The organism is Rhodococcus sp. BE178 (genome assembly GCF_050433545.1).
Lineage (GTDB): Bacteria > Actinomycetota > Actinomycetes > Mycobacteriales > Mycobacteriaceae > Prescottella.
In genome coordinates this window covers 212439-231196 of the sequence record NZ_JBNPXA010000001.1, presented here as the reverse complement: position 1 = coordinate 231196, position 18758 = coordinate 212439, and the positions used below count along the sequence as shown (strand labels likewise).

13 protein-coding genes are annotated in these 18758 nt (G+C 66.6%); 12 read left to right on the top strand and 1 reads right to left on the bottom strand.

The window, feature by feature from the left end; all coding sequences use genetic code 11:
• The first annotated feature begins 1 nt into the window (after position 1).
• The 7 genes from J2X34_RS00945 to J2X34_RS00915 all read left to right on the top strand — a co-directional run bounded on the left by J2X34_RS00945 (position 2) and on the right by J2X34_RS00915 (position 12269).
• A complete protein-coding gene (locus J2X34_RS00945) occupies positions 2-1240 on the top strand; it encodes an MCE family protein (RefSeq protein ID WP_114718767.1) in 1239 nt (412 codons plus the stop codon).
• Positions 1240-2490, top strand: coding sequence for an MlaD family protein (locus J2X34_RS00940; protein ID WP_429515897.1), 1251 nt, complete (start codon positions 1240-1242; stop codon positions 2488-2490). Before J2X34_RS00945 ends, J2X34_RS00940 begins: the two co-directional genes overlap by 1 nt.
• Before the next feature lie 40 nt (positions 2491-2530).
• On the top strand, positions 2531-3163 hold the full coding sequence (locus J2X34_RS00935; RefSeq protein WP_429515895.1) for a mammalian cell entry protein: 633 nt from the start codon (positions 2531-2533) through the stop codon (positions 3161-3163).
• 57 nt (positions 3164-3220) lie between these two features.
• Positions 3221-4018, top strand: a complete 798-nt coding sequence (locus tag J2X34_RS00930) for a mammalian cell entry protein (RefSeq protein WP_429515894.1) — start codon at positions 3221-3223, stop codon at positions 4016-4018.
• Positions 4019-4360: 342 nt separating this feature from the next.
• Entirely contained in the window at positions 4361-7867 is a 3507-nt protein-coding gene (rpoB, locus tag J2X34_RS00925) for a DNA-directed RNA polymerase subunit beta (RefSeq protein WP_114718771.1), read from the top strand.
• Positions 7868-7988: 121 nt separating this feature from the next.
• Positions 7989-11948 (top strand): DNA-directed RNA polymerase subunit beta', encoded by a 3960-nt coding sequence (locus J2X34_RS00920; protein ID WP_114718772.1) that lies wholly within the window; start codon positions 7989-7991, stop codon positions 11946-11948.
• Positions 11949-12068: 120 nt separating this feature from the next.
• Positions 12069-12269 carry a hypothetical protein gene (locus tag J2X34_RS00915; RefSeq protein WP_174912506.1) on the top strand — a complete coding sequence of 67 codons (201 nt, stop codon included), beginning with the start codon at positions 12069-12071 and terminating at the stop codon, positions 12267-12269.
• Here J2X34_RS00915 and J2X34_RS00910 read toward each other — a convergent pair whose 3' ends face one another.
• Complete coding sequence (locus J2X34_RS00910) at positions 12270-13058, bottom strand: acyl-[acyl-carrier-protein] thioesterase (RefSeq protein WP_397484294.1); 789 nt, start codon at positions 13056-13058, stop codon at positions 12270-12272.
• A 224-nt stretch (positions 13059-13282) separates the two neighbouring features.
• Between J2X34_RS00910 and J2X34_RS00905 the strand changes: the two genes are divergently transcribed.
• The 5 genes from J2X34_RS00905 to J2X34_RS00885 all read left to right on the top strand — a co-directional run bounded on the left by J2X34_RS00905 (position 13283) and on the right by J2X34_RS00885 (position 18675).
• Positions 13283-14977 carry an FAD-dependent oxidoreductase gene (locus J2X34_RS00905; RefSeq protein WP_429515892.1) on the top strand — a complete coding sequence of 565 codons (1695 nt, stop codon included), beginning with the start codon at positions 13283-13285 and terminating at the stop codon, positions 14975-14977.
• Positions 14978-15060: 83 nt separating this feature from the next.
• A complete protein-coding gene (locus tag J2X34_RS00900; RefSeq protein ID WP_114718776.1) occupies positions 15061-16026 on the top strand; it encodes an NADPH:quinone oxidoreductase family protein in 966 nt (321 codons plus the stop codon).
• 152 nt (positions 16027-16178) lie between these two features.
• Complete coding sequence (locus tag J2X34_RS00895) at positions 16179-16649, top strand: MarR family winged helix-turn-helix transcriptional regulator (RefSeq protein ID WP_254622620.1); 471 nt, start codon at positions 16179-16181, stop codon at positions 16647-16649.
• A complete protein-coding gene (locus tag J2X34_RS00890) occupies positions 16646-18157 on the top strand; it encodes a DHA2 family efflux MFS transporter permease subunit (protein ID WP_429515891.1) in 1512 nt (503 codons plus the stop codon). Before J2X34_RS00895 ends, J2X34_RS00890 begins: the two co-directional genes overlap by 4 nt.
• 161 nt (positions 18158-18318) lie before the next feature.
• Positions 18319-18675: a hypothetical protein gene (locus J2X34_RS00885; protein WP_114718778.1), complete on the top strand. Its 357-nt coding sequence runs from the start codon at positions 18319-18321 to the stop codon at positions 18673-18675.
• Positions 18676-18758: the final 83 nt, after the last annotated feature.

The window sequence follows — 18758 nt, the reverse complement described above, 5'->3', positions numbered from 1 at the left end:
GATGAGGGCCGCGGCGGTGGCTGCAGGAGCGTGTGTCGTCGCGCTGACGGTGAGTGCATGCGGTTCGGGCGGTATCTACTCGATCCCGTTGCCCGGTGGCGCCGACATCGGCAGCGACCCGATGCGACTGAAGATCGAGTTCGACGACGTCCTCGATCTGGTGCCGCAGTCGACCGTGAAGGTCGACGGCGTCCCGGTCGGACGCGTCGAGAACATCGAGGTGGCGTCGGACGGCTGGACCGCGCAGGTGGACACCCTCGTGAACAGCTCGGTGAATCTGCCGGCCAATGCGGTCGCCGAGGTTCAGCAGTCGAATCTGTTGGGCGAGAAATTCATTGCGATCTCGGCCCCGACGCAGAATCCGTCGCCGGAGCGGCTGGCGAGCGGCGCCACGATCCCGGTGGACCGCACCCGCCACGCCACCGACATCGAGCAGGTGCTCGGTGCCATGTCGCTGCTGCTCAACGGTGGCGGCGTCGCGCAGTTGCAGCCCATCATCTCGGAGATGGAGAAGGCGCTCGACGGCCGCGAGACGAAGGTTCGGGGACTCCTGGAGCAGGCGAACACGTTGATCGCCGGTCTCGAGGAGCAGCGCGACTCGATCACGACCGCGCTCGACGGCCTCGACACCCTCAGCGCGCGGGTCGGGGATCAGACGACGAAGCTCGAGAAGATCCTCGACGAGCTGCCGCAGGGTGTCGAGATCCTCGCCGAGCAGCGTCCGCAACTGGTGGACATGCTCGGCCAGGTCGACCGGCTCGGTCAGGTCGGCGCGGACGTCATCAACCGTTCCAAGGACGACCTGATCACGGACCTGCGCGCGCTGCGTCCCACGTTGCAGCAGCTGGGTGAGGCGGCCCCCGACATCATCACGTCGGCGCCGCTCGTCCCGACGTTCCCCTTCCCGGACACGATCATCCCGTCGATCCACGGCGGCCAGGCCAACGTGTTCCTGTCGATCGATCTGCAGATCGGTGACACCTTGTCGAACCTCGGTGTCGGGAAGCCGGACCCCGTCTACTACCCGCCCCAGTACGGCCCGCCGGTTCCCGTCGATCCGAGCAACCCGTACTACAACGGCAACGGGCCGCGCCCGGGATGGCCGACGGTGTCGATCGTGCCGTTGCCGCCGATCGTGCCGAATCCGGTCCCCGCGCCGGTCCCCGCGGTGTCGGCGCCGGCGAATGCTCCGGTCAATCCGTTCGATGCGTTCCTGAAGCAGCTGGGGGTGGGTGAGTAATGGTCTCGCGTCTGGCCAGGTGGCAGTTGGTGGCGTTCATCGTCGTCGCCGTGCTCGGTATCGGTTACGTCGGCGCCAAGTACGTGCGGCTCGACACGCTGCTGGGCTTCGGTGAGTACCAGGTGGACGCGGAACTCGCGCACTCCGGTGGCATCTTCACCAACGCCGAGGTGACCTACCGCGGTGTGCCGGTCGGCCGGGTCGGGGACCTCACGCTGACCGAGAAGGGCGTGTCCGTCGCGCTGATGATCGACAACGCGGCCCCGAAGATCCCGGCATCGGCGAAGGCTGTCGTCGCGAATCGGTCGGCGATCGGCGAGCAGTACGTGGATCTGCAGCCCGACACCGACGAGGGCCCGTTCCTCACCGACGGCTCGAAGATCCTCGAGCCCAACACGGCGACGCCCATCCCGGTCGAGGACCTGATCGGCAGTGTGGACCGGTTGGCCCGTTCGGTGCCCACCGACTCGCTGCACACGGCCGTCGTCGAACTGGGGAACGCGTTCAGCGGGAAGGGCGGCGACCTGCAGGTGCTGGTCGACTCGCTCGGCCGGTTCACCGAGACCGCGACCGAGGCGCTGCCGCAGACGTTGACATTCATCAGCGACGGCCGGACGGTGCTCGACACGCAGGCGGAGCAGGCGAGTTCGATCCGAGCCTTCAGTGACGGCCTCGAACAGATCGCCGCCCAGCTGAAGTCGAGCGATCCCGACATGCGACGGCTCATCGGCACCGGCACGGACGCGACGGACACGGTCGGGAAGCTCGTCGCGAACAGTGGCGACGCCCTGACCGCGAACCTCACGAACCTCTCGACGACCCTCACGACGGTCTCGCCGACGTTCATCGCGCTGCAGCCCTTCTTCCAGTTCCTGCCGGCGCTGTCGGCGGGTGCGTCGGCGGTGGCACCGGGCGACGGCACGATCCACTTCGGTCTGGTCCTCGAGACCAACAATCCGGTGCCGTGCACCCAGGGCTACGAGGGCACGCAGGAGATCCTCGCGCAGATGCGCGCGCAGAACCCGAACTTCGACGACACCGTCGACAACTTCCCGTTCAACGCGAACGCGCGATGCGCCGTCGAACAGGGCAATCCGACGGGTGTCCGCAGCGCCGAACGCATCATCTACGCCGACCCGCAGACCCCGCAGCCGTGGGACAGCACGCCTAAGGTCGACCCCGACAAGCTGAATCTGAACCCGATCGCCACGCAGATCGCGACCCTCATGGGCGTCGTGCCGGCGCGGTAGCCTCGGGCAAGCATTCGTTACCCAAGAGTAAGGTTGCCGTGTGACGGAGACCACGACCGCGCCCACGAAGAACAACACGCTCGTCGCTGCCACTGTGGTGGTGTGCGTGCTCCTCGTCGGCGCGCTGGCAGCAGCGATCTTCTTCGGAATCGGGTGGGCGAAGGCCGCGTCCGGCAGGTCGACCGCCGATGAGCGCGACACGGCCCTGTCCGATGCCCGGCAGGCGGCGGTCAACCTCAACTCGTACGACGCCGCCGACATGGAGAAGTCGTTCGCCGACCTCGAGTCGTCGATCACCGGGTCGCTCATGGACGATCTCGCGAAGACGCGGGAGGACATGAGCACGGCCGCCGCCGCGTCGGGGGCCAAGAGTGAGGGGCGGGTCCTGCGGGCCGCCCTGACGTCGCTCAATGTGGACGACGGCACGGCGGACGCGATGCTCGTCGTCGAGACCTCGACCGCGATGCCGAATCTCGAGACGCCGGTGAAGCGGCAGATCACGATGCGGATGAGTCTCGTGCGCGACGGCGACACCTGGAAGGCGTCCGACGCCGGCAACCTCGGTGAGCCCGTGGTGATCGATCCGGGGACGCCGCGCCCGGCCGCGCCCGCGCCCGCACCGGCGCCCACGCAGGAAGATCAGGCGACCGATCCGCAGAGCGGCGGACAGTAGACCGTCTCAGCAGCCGTGCCGACGTTTCTCGTTCGGTCGCTGGAAGGAGTTCCATCAGTGCCTCCCATTCGTCGTAATCCGAAGGTGTCCCCGTCGGCCGCGCGTCGTCCCAAGGTCGCGGGCAGTTCGGCGCCCCGGCCGGCGTCCCCGGCGGCCCCGATCGAGGATGCGGTGAAGGAACCGGATGCGAGCGTGTTGCTCGTGAAGGAGCCTGCCGAGCCTGCTCTCGAGGAATCTGCTGTCGAAGCACCCGCGCCCGCGTCGTCCGCGTCTTCCGGGCCTGCCGGTAGCGAACCCGAGGAGGACGGTCCCGAGCCCGAGACGGGCGGTGCATCCGACGCCGGTGGGCGTCGGTGGACGGACCGGCTGCGCTGGCGCTCGGTCGTGATCATGGGTGTCGCGGCGGCGGTGCTGGCGGCGTTCGCGGGCGTCGCCGCGATGATGACCCGCGACGGCGGAACGTCCAATCGCGCGTTCCTCGACGTCGGCGCGACGTCGGAGGTCGCGGCCGCGGCGGAGAAGGCGCTGACGGCCGTGACCGTCTATAGTGCTGATTCGATCGACCAGTTCCCCGACACGGCGCGCGCAGTGATGACGGACGGGATGAAGGCAGAGTTCGATCGGACAATCGGCACGACGATCGACATCGTCAAGCAGGCTCGGTCGGACACAGCAGCGCAGGTCACGAACGTGGGAGTCATGCTTCTCGACGAGAATCGGGCCGAGGTGCTGGCCAACTTGATCGTGAGCGTCGAGAACAACGGCGTGGCGGCGGGCAGCACATCCGGGCCGGTGATTCTGAGGATGGAGAAGGTAGACGGTCAGTGGCTGCTGTCCGGTGTCGAGAACTCGTGACTCCGCGGGCGCTCCCCGCAGTCGGAGATCGAAACGCCGAGATCTGGGCTTGACGCGGCGATGATCACGCGTCACTCTATGCGTGAACATTCACGCGGTATCACGCGTGCGGCGCCCGCGACGGGTGTCCTTTCTGCTGCCCGGCTCGACATCTACTGAGTTTGGGTGTACTTTTGGACGTTGCGCTGGCTGCCTCCTGTCCACCTCTCATCCTCACTGTGGCGAAGTGTTCCACTTCCTGCTCCTGTGGCGAGGTTTCGTTCGGGTTGTAACCAGCGAATTCGCCCCACATGAAGAAGCAGATACAGCGGCGGTCGCACCAGCAAGAGCGGCCCGCGTGAGGTGCTGGAAGGACGCATCTTGGCAGTCTCTAGCCAGACCAAGGCAGTTGCCGGAATCCCCGGAGCCCCGAAGAGGGTCTCGTTCGCGAAAATTCGCGAGCCCCTCGAAGTCCCAGGGCTCCTCGATCTACAGACCGATTCGTTCGAATGGTTGATCGGCTCGCAGGGCTGGCGTGAGCGCGCAGCCGCTCGCGGCGACGGTGCAGTCACGGGTGGCCTCGAAGAAATTCTGGCCGAGCTCTCGCCCATCGAGGACTTCTCGGGGTCCATGTCCCTGTCCTTCTCGGACCCGCGCTTCGACGAGGTCAAGGCCTCGGTCGACGAGTGCAAAGACAAGGACATGACCTACGCGGCGCCGCTGTTCGTCACCGCGGAGTTCATCAACAACAACACCGGTGAGATCAAGAGCCAGACGGTCTTCATGGGTGATTTCCCGATGATGACCGACAAGGGCACGTTCATCATCAACGGCACCGAGCGTGTCGTCGTGTCGCAGCTGGTCCGCTCGCCGGGCGTCTACTTCGACGACACCATCGACAAGAGCACCGAGAAGACCCTGCACAGCGTCAAGGTCATCCCGGGCCGTGGTGCCTGGCTCGAGTTCGACGTCGACAAGCGCGACACCGTCGGTGTCCGTATCGACCGCAAGCGCCGTCAGCCGGTCACCGTGCTGCTGAAGGCACTGGGTTGGACCACCGAGCAGATCACCGAGCGTTTCGGTTTCTCCGAGATCCTCATGGCGACGCTCGAGAAGGACAACACCGCCGGCACCGACGAGGCGCTGCTCGACATCTACCGCAAGCTGCGTCCGGGCGAGCCGCCGACGAAGGAGAGCGCGCAGACCCTCCTGGAGAACCTGTTCTTCAAGGACAAGCGCTACGACCTCGCTCGCGTGGGCCGTTACAAGATCAACAAGAAGCTGGGCCTGAACACCGGCCTGCCCGTCGAGGCGTCGACCCTCACCGAGGAAGACATCGTCGCCACGATCGAGTACCTGGTGCGCCTGCACGCCGGTGACACCACGATGACCGCCCCCGGCGGCGTCGAGGTTCCCGTCGAGGTCGACGACATCGACCACTTCGGCAACCGTCGTCTGCGTACCGTGGGCGAGCTCATCCAGAACCAGATCCGCGTGGGCCTGTCCCGCATGGAGCGCGTCGTCCGCGAGCGCATGACGACTCAGGACGTCGAGGCGATCACGCCGCAGACCCTGATCAACATCCGCCCGGTCGTCGCCGCGATCAAGGAGTTCTTCGGAACCTCCCAGCTGTCGCAGTTCATGGACCAGAACAACCCGCTGTCGGGCCTGACCCACAAGCGTCGTCTGTCGGCGCTGGGCCCCGGTGGTCTGTCCCGTGAGCGCGCCGGCCTCGAGGTGCGAGACGTCCACCCGTCGCACTACGGCCGCATGTGCCCGATCGAGACCCCTGAGGGTCCGAACATCGGTCTGATCGGTTCGCTGTCGGTGTACGCGCGGGTCAACCCGTTCGGCTTCATCGAGACCCCGTACCGCAAGGTCGTCGACGGCCAGGTCACCGACCAGGTCGACTACCTGACCGCGGACGAGGAGGACCGCCACGTCGTGGCGCAGGCCAACTCGCCCGTCAACTCGGCCGGACACTTCACCGAGGACCGCGTCCTCGTCCGCCGTAAGGGTGGCGAGGTCGAGTACGTGTCCTCGTCGGACGTCGACTACATGGACGTCTCGCCGCGTCAGATGGTTTCCGTCGCGACCGCGATGATTCCGTTCCTCGAGCACGACGACGCCAACCGTGCCCTCATGGGCGCGAACATGCAGCGTCAGGCCGTGCCGCTGGTCCGCAGCGAGTCCCCGCTGGTCGGTACCGGCATGGAGCTGCGTGCCGCGGTCGACGCGGGCGACGTCATCGTCACCGAGAAGGCCGGTGTGGTCGAGGAGGTCTCCTCCGACTACGTCACCGTGATGGCCGACGACGGCAGCCGCAAGACCTACCGTCTGCGCAAGTTCGCGCGCTCCAACCAGGGCACGTGCGCCAACCAGCGTCCGATCGTGGACGAGGGCCAGCGGGTCGAGACCGGTCAGGTCCTGGCCGACGGCCCCTGCACCGAGAACGGTGAGATGGCGCTCGGCAAGAACCTGCTCGTGGCGATCATGCCGTGGGAGGGCCACAACTACGAGGACGCGATCATCCTGTCGCAGCGCCTCGTGGAGGAGGACGTGCTCACCTCGATCCACATCGAGGAGCACGAGATCGATGCCCGCGACACCAAGCTCGGTGCCGAGGAGATCACCCGGGACATCCCGAACGTCTCCGACGAGGTCCTCGCCGATCTCGACGAGCGCGGCATCGTCCGCATCGGTGCCGAGGTCCGTGACGGCGACATCCTGGTCGGCAAGGTCACCCCGAAGGGCGAGACCGAGCTGACCCCGGAGGAGCGCCTGCTGCGCGCGATCTTCGGTGAGAAGGCCCGCGAGGTTCGCGACACGTCCCTCAAGGTTCCCCACGGTGAGTCCGGCAAGGTCATCGGCATCCGCGTGTTCTCGCGCGAGGACGACGACGATCTACCTCCGGGCGTCAACGAGCTGGTCCGCGTGTACGTGGCTCAGAAGCGCAAGATCCAGGACGGCGACAAGCTCGCCGGCCGCCACGGCAACAAGGGCGTCATCGGCAAGATCCTCCCGCAGGAGGACATGCCGTTCCTGCCCGACGGCACCCCGGTCGACATCATCCTGAACACCCACGGTGTTCCGCGTCGTATGAACATCGGTCAGGTGCTCGAGACGCACCTCGGCTGGATCGGCAAGACCGGCTGGAACGTGCAGATCGCCGCCGACGGCTCTCGCCCCGACTGGGCCGAGAACCTGCCGGAGGAGATGCTGTCCGCACCGGCCGACTCGAACATCGCCACCCCGGTGTTCGACGGTGCCAAGGAGGACGAGCTCACCGGTCTGCTCGGTGCCACGCTGCCCAACCGTGACGGTGAGCAGATGGTCGGGTCGGACGGCAAGGCGACGCTGTTCGACGGTCGCTCCGGCGAGCCGTTCCCGTACCCGGTGTCGGTCGGCTACATGTACATCATCAAGCTGCACCACCTGGTCGACGACAAGATCCACGCGCGTTCGACCGGTCCGTACTCGATGATCACCCAGCAGCCGCTCGGCGGTAAGGCCCAGTTCGGTGGCCAGCGCTTCGGTGAAATGGAGTGCTGGGCGATGCAGGCGTACGGCGCCGCCTACACCCTGCAGGAGCTGCTCACCATCAAGTCGGACGACGTTGTCGGCCGCGTGAAGGTGTACGAGGCCATCGTCAAGGGCGAGAACATCCCCGAGCCGGGCATCCCCGAGTCCTTCAAGGTGCTCCTCAAGGAGCTCCAGTCGCTGTGCCTCAACGTGGAGGTGCTGTCCTCGGACGGCGCAGCCATCGCGATGGCCGACGGCGACGACGAGGACCTCGAGCGTGCCGCCGCGAACCTGGGCATCAACCTGTCCCGGAACGAGGCCGCGACCGTGGACGATCTCGCGAACTAGTTTTCGGTCCCCGGGCCGTGTGTGAGCACGGCCCGGGGGCGCTAGAGCACATTTGAATTGGCAGTCAGGAAAAGCGGATCTCACCCGCTGATCCACAATCCCTCTGGGGAAAGGAAGTTACGTGCTCGACGTCAACTTCTTCGATGAACTCCGCATCGGTCTGGCGACCGCGGAGGACATCCGCAACTGGTCCTACGGCGAGGTCAAGAAGCCGGAGACCATCAACTACCGCACGCTCAAGCCTGAGAAGGACGGCCTCTTCTGCGAGAAGATCTTCGGCCCCACCCGGGACTGGGAGTGCTACTGCGGTAAGTACAAGCGTGTCCGCTTCAAGGGCATCATCTGCGAGCGCTGCGGCGTCGAGGTGACCCGCGCGAAGGTGCGCCGTGAGCGCATGGGCCACATCGAGCTTGCCGCTCCGGTGACCCACATCTGGTACTTCAAGGGTGTTCCGAGCCGTCTCGGTTACCTGCTGGACCTGGCTCCGAAGGATCTCGAGAAGATCATCTACTTCGCTGCCTACGTCATCGTCGGTGTCGACGAGGAGCTGCGTCACAACGAGCTCTCCACGCTCGAGGCCGAGATGGAGGTCGAGAAGAAGACCGTCGCCGACCAGCGGGACGCCGACCTGGAGGCCCGCGCGCAGAAGCTCGAGGCCGACATCGCCGAGCTCGAGGCCGAGGGTGCCAAGTCCGACGTGCGCCGCAAGGTCAAGGACGGCGGCGAGCGCGAGATGCGTCAGCTCCGTGACCGCGCGCAGCGCGAGCTGGACCGCCTCGACGAGATCTGGACCACGTTCACCAAGCTGAGCGTCAAGCAGCTCATCGTGGACGAGGGCCTGTATCGCGAGCTGGTCGACCGCTACGGCGAGTACTTCACGGGCGCGATGGGCGCAGAGTCCATCCAGATCCTGATGCGCAACTTCGACATCCAGGCCGAGGCGGAGTCTCTGCGCGAGACCATCCGCAGCGGCAAGGGCCAGAAGAAGCTGCGTGCGCTCAAGCGACTCAAGGTCGTCGCGGCGTTCCAGATGTCCGGCAACTCGCCCATGGGCATGGTGCTCGACGCTGTCCCGGTTATCCCGCCGGAGCTGCGTCCGATGGTTCAGCTCGACGGTGGCCGTTTCGCGACGTCCGACCTGAACGACCTGTACCGCCGCGTCATCAACCGCAACAACCGCCTCAAGCGACTGATCGACCTCGGTGCCCCCGAGATCATCGTCAACAACGAGAAGCGGATGCTGCAGGAGTCCGTGGACGCGCTGTTCGACAACGGCCGTCGTGGCCGGCCCGTCACGGGTCCGGGCAACCGTCCGCTGAAGTCGCTGTCCGATCTGCTCAAGGGCAAGCAGGGCCGCTTCCGCCAGAACCTGCTCGGTAAGCGCGTCGACTACTCCGGCCGTTCGGTCATCGTCGTCGGTCCGCAGCTCAAGCTGCACCAGTGTGGTCTGCCGAAGCTGATGGCGCTCGAGCTGTTCAAGCCGTTCGTCATGAAGCGTCTGGTCGACCTGAACCACGCGCAGAACATCAAGTCCGCGAAGCGCATGGTCGAGCGTCAGCGCCCGCAGGTGTGGGATGTCCTCGAAGAGGTCATCAACGAGCACCCCGTGCTGCTCAACCGTGCACCTACGCTGCACCGTCTGGGCATCCAGGCGTTCGAGCCGCAGCTCGTCGAGGGCAAGGCCATCCAGCTGCACCCGCTGGTGTGTGAGGCGTTCAACGCCGACTTCGACGGTGACCAGATGGCAGTCCACCTGCCGCTGTCGGCGGAGGCACAGGCCGAGGCCCGCATCCTGATGCTGTCCTCGAACAACATCCTGTCGCCCGCGTCGGGTCGCCCGCTCGCCATGCCGCGTCTGGACATGGTGACCGGTCTGTTCCACCTGACCCGCGAGGTCGAGGGTGCGATCGGCGAGTACCAGCCGGCCACCACCGATCAGGCGGAGCAGGGCGTGTACTCGTCGCCGGCCGAGGCTCAGATGGCCGTCGATCGTGGCGTGCTGTCCGTGCAGGCGAAGATCAAGGTGCGTCTGACGCATCAGCGTCCGTCGCGCGAGGCCGAGGCGGAGCTGTTCCCCGAGGGCTGGAGCTACGGCGACGCCTGGACCACCGAGACGACTCTCGGCCGCGTCATGTTCAACGATCTGCTGCCGGCGGACTACCCGTTCGTCAACGAGCAGATGCCGAAGAAGCGTCAGGCGACGATCATCAACGATCTCGCCGAGCGCTACCCGATGATCGTGGTCGCGCAGACCGTCGACAAGCTCAAGGACACCGGCTTCTACTGGGCCACCCGTTCCGGCGTGACGGTCTCGATCTCCGACGTCCTCGTGCCGCCGGAGAAGCCCCAGATCATGGAGCAGTTCGAGGCGCAGGCCGATCAGATCGAGAAGAAGTACCAGCGCGGTGCTCTCAACCACGCCGAGCGCAACAGCGCTCTCGTGAAGATCTGGTCCGAGGCCACCGACGAGGTCGGTAAGGCCATGGAGGCGCACTTCCCCGACGACAACCCGATCCCGATGATCGTGAAGTCCGGCGCGGCCGGCAACATGACTCAGGTTCGCTCGCTCGCCGGTATGAAGGGCCTGGTGACGAACCCGAAGGGTGAGTTCATCCCGCGTCCGATCAAGTCCTCCTTCAAGGAGGGCCTGACGGTTCTCGAGTACTTCATCAACACGCACGGTGCTCGTAAGGGTCTGGCCGATACCGCGCTCCGTACCGCCGACTCGGGTTACCTGACCCGTCGTCTGGTGGACGTCTCGCAGGACGTCATCGTCCGCGAGGTCGACTGTGGCACCGAGCGCGGCATCATCACGCACATCGCCGAGAAGCAGGCCGACGGCGCGATCATCCGCGATGCGCACGTCGAGACCTCGACGTACGCCCGCACCCTCGCCGCGGACGCGGTCGACGAGAACGGCAACGTCGTCGTCGAGCGTGGCCACGACCTGGGCGATCCGGCGATCGACGCGCTGCTCGCGGCAGGCATCACGCAGGTCAAGGTTCGCTCGGTGCTCACCTGCACCACGGCGACCGGCGTCTGCGCCACCTGCTACGGCCGCTCGATGGCGACCGGCAAGCTCGTCGACATCGGCGAGGCCGTCGGTATCGTCGCCGCGCAGTCGATCGGTGAGCCCGGTACCCAGCTGACCATGCGTACGTTCCACCAGGGTGGTGCGGCGGGCGCCGCCGACATCACCGGTGGTCTGCCGCGTGTCCAGGAGCTGTTCGAGGCTCGTGTCCCGAAGGGCAAGGCGCCCATCGCGGACGTCACCGGTCGGGTGCAGCTCGAGGACGGCGATCGCTTCTACAAGATCACCATCGTTCCGGACGACGGTGGCGAAGAGGTTGTCTACGACAAGCTCTCGAAGCGTCAGCGTCTGCGCGTGTTCAAGCACGACGACGGCAGCGAGCGTCTGCTGGCGGACGGCGACCACGTGGACGTCGGACAGCAGCTCATGGAAGGTGCTGCCGACCCGCACGAGGTGCTGCGTGTCATGGGCCCCCGTCAGGTGCAGATCCACCTCGTCAACGAGGTCCAGGAGGTGTACCGGAGCCAGGGTGTGTCGATCCACGACAAGCACATCGAGGTCATCGTGCGCCAGATGCTGCGTCGCGTCACGATCATCGACTCGGGTGCGACGGAGTTCCTGCCGGGCTCGCTCGTCGAGCGCGCGGAGTTCGAGGCGTCCAACCGTCGCGTCGTCGCCGAGGGGGGCGAGCCCGCGGCCGGCCGTCCGGTGCTGATGGGTATCACCAAGGCATCGCTGGCGACCGACTCGTGGCTGTCCGCCGCGTCGTTCCAGGAGACCACTCGCGTGCTGACCGATGCGGCCATCAACTGCCGCTCGGACAAGCTGATCGGTCTGAAGGAGAACGTGATCATCGGCAAGCTGATCCCGGCCGGCACCGGCATCAACCGGTACCGGAACATCCAGGTTCAGCCCACCGAAGAGGCACGGGCTGCCGCCTACGCGGTTCCGTCGTACGACGATCAGTACTACAGCCCGGAAGGCTTCGGCACCGGGACTGGCGCTGCTGTTCCGCTGGACGACTACGGTTTCGGCACCGACTACCGCTAGCCGGTAGGAACGTCTGACTCGAAGGTCCCGTCCCCGATGCAGGGGGCGGGACCTTCGTGCATTCTGGGGAGGAGAGATCGCGCCGCACAATCGGACCGATCAGACCCTTCGGAGGACGACATGGCTGGCAAGAAGATCGACCGAGTGAAGGCCGAGTCGGCTCTCGAGGTCGTCAGGGAGAGCCCCACCATCGCGCTGATCGTCGCGGCGCCCGCGATCGTCGTGTTCGGCGTGCTGTGGTGGCTCACCGGATTCGGCACCGCGCTGCTCGTGACGCTGGTTCTGGCCGGCCTCGCGGTGGTCGCGAAGAAGGTGTTCTAGCTACAGCTTCTCCACGCGGGCCACGGCCCGCACCTCGTCCGCGACGAGGAACCACAGTGACAGGGTGGTGCCGTCGTCGCGGGTGCGGATACGGACGTGGTCGCGGGCGAGGATCGGGCTCAGGTGCTCGACGACGGCACGGTACGGGGGCTCGAGCAGATCGGGGCGGTCGGTGAGGTACTCCTCGACCACGTGCCAGTAGGTGGTGTTGTTGACGTGGTTGAACGGGTCGATGTCGGTTGCCCGCAGGTGGAACGTGCGGTCGTCCTCGTCGGTGTCGGGCGGGGTGGCGGACAGCCACGGCTTCCACTTGAGCCGGTGTTCGTCGGTGGTGCGGCTGAGGTCGGCGAGTAGCTGCTCGCTGATGCGGGCCGGCATGCCGGTGTCGGTCCCGATGTTGATCCAGAATCCCTCGGTCTCGATCAGTGCGTCCTTGTCGTTGGTCATCTGCACGCGCATCGCCGACCATCTGGTGGAGTGTGCGGCGCACCAACGCCGCAGGTGGATCCGGTCGGGCCAGACCGCCGGCCGGCGCACGTCGATCACGGTTCGGCGCACGATCCACAGGGGGTCGGTCCGGTCGAATCCGTGGGCGGCGAGGTTGTCGGTGCCGATGTCCTGCAGGTAGCGGGCGATCCCGTCCAGTCTGAGTCGGTAGGCGGTGTCGACGTCCCCGGTCCGGATGGGCCGCGATGTCGCGAACCCCTGTCCGTGCGGAGGGGCGGGCGCGAGGCTGTGCGCTGCGGTGACGGGCTGCGCTGTGGTGACGGGCTGCGCGGTGGGGACGATCTGCTCGGAAGGCACGTTGGTTCCCTCGGTTCGGCGGGTGTCGCCAGCGATTCTGGCAGGTCGTCGGCGGGGCGTCACACGATTCGCGTGGTGATGCTTGTTCGGCATCATCGGTCCTAGTACAGTCCTGTAGCTGTAACTCTACGTCACATGAAGGCCGTCACATCGGCGACGGCAGCGGGCGTGCATCACGTCTGGTGTGGCACGAAGAACGGGAATCGAACATGGCCTACGTCATCACCCAGGCGTGCTGCAACGACGCGAGCTGCGTCTCGGCGTGCCCCGTGAACTGCATCCACCCGACGCCCGAGCAAGCAGAGTTCGCGACCACCGAGATGCTCTACATCGAGCCGCAGGCCTGCATCGACTGCGGTGCCTGCGTCGATGCGTGCCCGGTCAACGCGATCTTCCCCGAGGACCAGCTGACCGAGTCGCTGTCCCGCTACCGGGAGATCAACGCCGACTACTACACGCGGCACCCGCTGCCGTCGGGATGGATCCCGCTCACGCCGGCCACCCCGCCGGTACGCGACCTGGGCACGCTGCGGGTCGCGATCGTCGGAGCCGGTCCGGCCGCGTGCTACGCCGCCGAGGAGCTGTTGAAGCGCTCCGACGTCGAGGTGGAGATGTTCGAGAAGCTGCCGACGCCGTGGGGCCTGGTCCGCGCCGGTGTTGCACCGGACCATCCGGGGACCAAGGTCGTCACCGAGATGTTCGACTGGTCGCTCGGTCGCGACGCATTCCAGTTCCACCTCAACGTGGAGGTCGGCAACCATGTCACCCACGCCGATCTGTTGGCCCATCACCACGCGGTGATCTACGCGGTCGGCGCCTCGAGCGATCGCGCACTCGGGATTCCCGGCGAGGACCTGTCCGGCAGCCACGCCGCCACCGAATTCGTGGCCTGGTACAACGGGCACCCGGACTACGCGGACCGGGCGTTCGATCTGTCGGGGGAGCGGGCGGTGATTGTCGGGAACGGCAACGTCGCAGTCGACGTCGCACGCATCCTCACGATGGATCCCGACGATCTCGCCAGGACGGACATCGCCGACCACGCGCTGGCGGCGCTGCGTAAGAGCAATATTCGCGAGGTCGTGCTCCTCGGTCGCCGTGGACCGGCGCAGGCCGCGTACACCACCCCGGAGTTCCTGGCGCTCGGTGACCTGCCGGGTGTCGACGTCGTGATCGATCCGACCGAGGTCGAACTGGACGACAAGTCGCAGGCGCTGATCGATGCGGGCGCGGTGGAACCCGCGGTCGCGATGAAGGTGCGTCTGGCGCAGGAGTTCGCGCAGCGGACCGCGAATCCGGACAACAAGCGGATCGTTTTCCGATACCTGCTCTCTCCCAACGAGATTCACGGCACCGAGCGTGCGGACGGCGTGACGGTCGTGGCCAACGAGCTCGTCGAGGACGCATCCGGTGCGCTCGCGGCCCGCCCGACGGATCGGACGGAACGGATCGAGGCGGCGCTGGTGCTACGTTCGATCGGCTACCGCGGACGGCCGCTCGCGGGAGTGCCGTTCGACGAGCGCCGCGGGGTGATCCCCAACGATCGCGGCCGCGTGGTCGTCGGAGCCGGCGAGACGCTCGACGGCGTGTACGTGACCGGGTGGATCAAGCGTGGTCCGAGCGGCGTCATCGGCACCAACAAGACGTGCGCCAAGGAGACGGTCGCGCGGATCGTCGAGGACTTCGAGGCGAAGCGCCTGCCCGCACCGGCATTGGGCCGGAAGGATCTGTCCAAGTTGCTGGCGCGCCGCCGGCCGGAGCGGATCTCGCGCCGTGGGTGGGAGGCCATCGACGAGGCGGAACGCCGCCGGGGCCTGGCCTCGGGGAGGCCCCGGGTGAAGATGACCGACACCGCGGAGATGGTGGCGGTCGGGCGCAAGCGGCGGGGTCTGTTCGGTAACTGACCGTCGTCGCCCCGACGCGGGTAGCTTCGTCGGGAGGGCGTACGCGCCCGGTTGACGATGCTCGAAGATCTCGGAGGTGGGAAGTGCGCGCAGTGGTGGTCACGGATCTGGCAGGTCCGTCGGCGATGGCGGTTCGAGATGTGCCCGAACCGGATTCGACCGGACTGGTCCTCATCGACGTCAAGGCCAGCGGTGTGTGCTTCCCCGATCTGCTGATCAGCTACGGCAAGTACCAGCTCCGTGCGGAGCCGCCGTTCGTGCCGGGCACCGAGGTCGCGGGCGTCGTGATCAGTGCGCCCGAGGACAGCGGGTTCGAGCCCGGTCAGCGCGTGCTGGCGATCCCGAGCCTGGGAGGTTACGCCGAGCAGGTCGCCGTCCACCCGAATCTGGTGCTGCCGGTCCCGGAGGAGCTGACCTTCGAGGAGGCGGCGTCGCTGATCATCAACTATCAGACGATGGAATTCGCCCTCGGGCGACGTGCGCGTCTGCAGCCGGGTGAGGCCGTCGTGATCCTGGGCGCCGCCGGCGGTGTCGGGACGTCGGCGATCCAGTTGGCGAAGGCGCACGGTGCGCGCGTGATCGCGGTGGTGCGACGCGACGGTGCGGACGACTTCCTGCGTGAGATCGGTGCCGACGAGGTGGTGCGGCTGACCGACGGCTGGGCGGCACGGGTGCGGGACCTCACCGGCGGGCGGGGCGCCGACGTCCTGGTGGATCCGGTCGGTGGCGACGCGTTCGACGATGCCGTCCGCGCGCTGGCGCCGGAGGGCCGGCTGGTGGTGATCGGCTTCGCCGGTGGAGGAATTCCGTCGGTGAAGGTCAACCGAGTGCTGTTCCGGAACATCAGCATCGTGGGCGCCGCGTGGGGTGAGTTCCTGCGGACCGAGCCGTCGGCGCTCGCCGAGACGCATGCGGCGCTGGTGAAGCACGTACGTGCGGGTCTGCGGCCCATTGTGAAAGCGCGCTATCCGCTGGCGTCGGCGGCCGAGGCGCTCGCCGATCTCGAGGCCGGTCGGGTGCTCGGAAAGGCCGTCCTGATCCAGGAATAACTGTGTTCCTGATCACCTAGCCCCCTCCTGCCCGGAAAATCTGTTGCCGCAGGTAGGGGGCTCGTGGTGTCGTGGATGGGTCGCAATTTCGGGCGGCGGCCGGGCTTCCTTGCGTTGTTGCAATAGTTGCGGGGTCGCTACTATCGACGCTCGTGGCAGATGTGACTCCAGATGAGGTCTACGACGTGCTCGAGGAGTTCATCATGCGCCTTCTCGGCATGGGGGAGTCCGAGTCGATGGACACCCTTGTCGCGATGGACCTGTCGTTCTCACAGGTCCGCGCGCTCTTCGTGCTGGCGCAGCACGGGGAGCCGATCGCGATCAACGAGGTCGCCGAATGTCTTCGGATGTCGGTGGCCGCTGCCGGTCGCAACATCGATCAGCTCGTGTGCCAGGAGTTGGTGCTGCGCCGCGAGGACCCCGAGGATCGCCGGATCAAACGGGTCTCGCTGACGGAGGCCGGGCGAACCCTGGCCTCCCGTCATCTCGAGGACAAGCGTGACGAGCTGCGCGCGTTCGCGGGACGGCTGGATCAGCCGGACCGCAGCCGGTTGCTCGAGGCCCTTAAACCCATACTCGCAGGCGACGCCCTGCGGGCCCGAAGTCAGGAATTCTGCACATGACGACGCCCAACTCGCCGGCGGCGCCCCCAACCGGGGCGCCCGAGTCGGACAAGATCGACGGCGCGGTCCTCAAGATCGCCTCCGTGGTGGTGCTCGGCGCCATCATGTCCATCCTCGACGTCACCGTGGTCAGCGTTGCGCTGCCGACGTTCGCCCAGGAGTTCGACACCAGCTACGCGGTCGTCGCCTGGACCATGACCGCGTACACACTTGCGCTCGCCACCGTCATCCCGGTCACCGGCTGGGCGGCCGATCGGTTCGGCACCAAGCGGCTGTACATCGGCGCCCTGGTGCTGTTCGTCATCGGATCGGTGGCCTGTGCGTTCGCGTGGGACATCACGTCGCTGATCGGGTTCCGAGTCCTGCAGGGCCTCGGCGGCGGCATGCTGATGCCGCTCGGTATGACGATCATGACGCGTGCTGCCGGCCCGGAGCGCGTCGGCCGGGTCATGGCGGTGCTGGGTATCCCGATGCTGCTCGGTCCCATCGGCGGACCGATCCTCGGTGGCTGGCTGATCGACGCCGCCAGCTGGCACTGGATCTTCCTGATCAACCTGCCCGTCGGCATCATCGCGCTGGTGGCCGCTTTCAAGCTGCTGCCCAAGGACGAGCCGAGCCCGTCGCAGCCCTTCGACCTTGTCGGCATGGTCCTGCTCTCGCCGGGTCTGGCGCTGTTCCTGTACGGGGTCTCGTCGATTCCCGAACACAGCAAGGGCCTGTCGCCCGACGTGCTGATCCCCGTCGGTATCGGTCTCGCGCTCATCATCGGCTTCGTCTTCCATGCGCTGCGCAAGACGGATCCGCTGATCGATCTGCACCTGTTCAAGAACCGTCAGCTCACGGTGGCCGTCCTCACCACGACCGTCTTCATCATCGCGTTCATGGGTGCCGGGCTGCTGTTCCCGAGTTACTTCATCCAGGTGCGCGGTGAGTCTGCGATGGCGGCGGGTCTGCTGCTCGCGCCGCAGGGCATCGGTGCGATGGTCACGATGCCGATCGCCGGCCGACTGGTCGACAAGCTCGGACCGGGCAAGATCGTTCTGACGGGTATTCCGCTGATCGCGCTGGGCATGTTCACGTTCACCCAGTTGACCGCGACGTCGCCGTACCCGCTCCTGCTCGGTTCGCTGTTCGTGATGGGCACGGGCATGGGCTGCACCATGATGCCGCTGATGACCGCCGCGATGGTGACGCTCAAGCACGAGATGATCGCCCGCGGCTCGACGCTGATGAACATCGTGCAGCAGGTTGCCGGCTCGATCGGTACCGCGACGATGTCGGTGGTTCTCACCAGCCAGATGACGTCCCACGGGCTGGACAAGGAGGCTGCGCCGCCGACCGATCCGGCAGGCATCGCGCAGATGCTCGACGCGTCCGCGGAGTCGTTCGGTGGCACCTTCATGGTGGCGTTCGTGCTCGTCCTCGTCACCCTGATCCCGGCGTTCTTCCTGCCGCGCAAGCGGGTCGTGGCGACGACGGAGGACGTCCAGCCGGTGATGATGCACTGAGCCTTCCGGCACCCGGCGTGCCATGGGTTGAGCCCCCGAGCGATGCGAATCGCTCGGGGGCTCTTCGCGTTTCTCGGGGGCATCTCGGCGCGTCGCCCCGGACTTGTCGGGGTGCAGTCCTATCGTCACGACAGGAGCCTCGAGTAGGGAAGGGGCGCATCATGGCTGTAGAGCCTGGCGTCGCGCACAACCCGGACAACACTTCGAACTGGCACTACTACGCGGTCGTGGGAACCACGGTCGGGGGCGGTCACACGCTCGCCGAATTCGGGCCCCACTCCACGGCACTGACGGCGCTGCAGGTCGCCGTCCATTCGGTCAATCACACGGCGTATTCGCTTTTCGAGCAGGGGATGACCGGGAGCATGCTCGCCGAGCAGCAACTGGTGGAGCGTCTTCCGATCACGAACTTCGCGATCGAGCGGCTTCATCCGGTCACCCGTACCCCGGATCTCGGGTGGTCGCTCAACGGCGGACGTCGACGGTCGTGGGACAGCGCGGCACATTTGAGTGCCTGAGCGGTGAGGGTTCTCCTCTGATTCGGATCGGCATCCCCGATAAACAAGCATGCGTGCTTGATTTTTAATCTCTTCGGTGTGAT

Coding starts and splice junctions, on each gene's coding strand:
- J2X34_RS00915 (WP_174912506.1), top strand. CDS start 12,069: ATGGCTGGCAAGAAGATCGACCGAGTGAAGGCCGAGTCGGCTCTCGAG.
- J2X34_RS00940 (WP_429515897.1), top strand. CDS start 1,240: ATGGTCTCGCGTCTGGCCAGGTGGCAGTTGGTGGCGTTCATCGTCGTC.
- J2X34_RS00885 (WP_114718778.1), top strand. CDS start 18,319: ATGGCTGTAGAGCCTGGCGTCGCGCACAACCCGGACAACACTTCGAAC.
- J2X34_RS00890 (WP_429515891.1), top strand. CDS start 16,646: ATGACGACGCCCAACTCGCCGGCGGCGCCCCCAACCGGGGCGCCCGAG.
- J2X34_RS00945 (WP_114718767.1), top strand. CDS start 2: ATGAGGGCCGCGGCGGTGGCTGCAGGAGCGTGTGTCGTCGCGCTGACG.
- J2X34_RS00905 (WP_429515892.1), top strand. CDS start 13,283: ATGGCCTACGTCATCACCCAGGCGTGCTGCAACGACGCGAGCTGCGTC.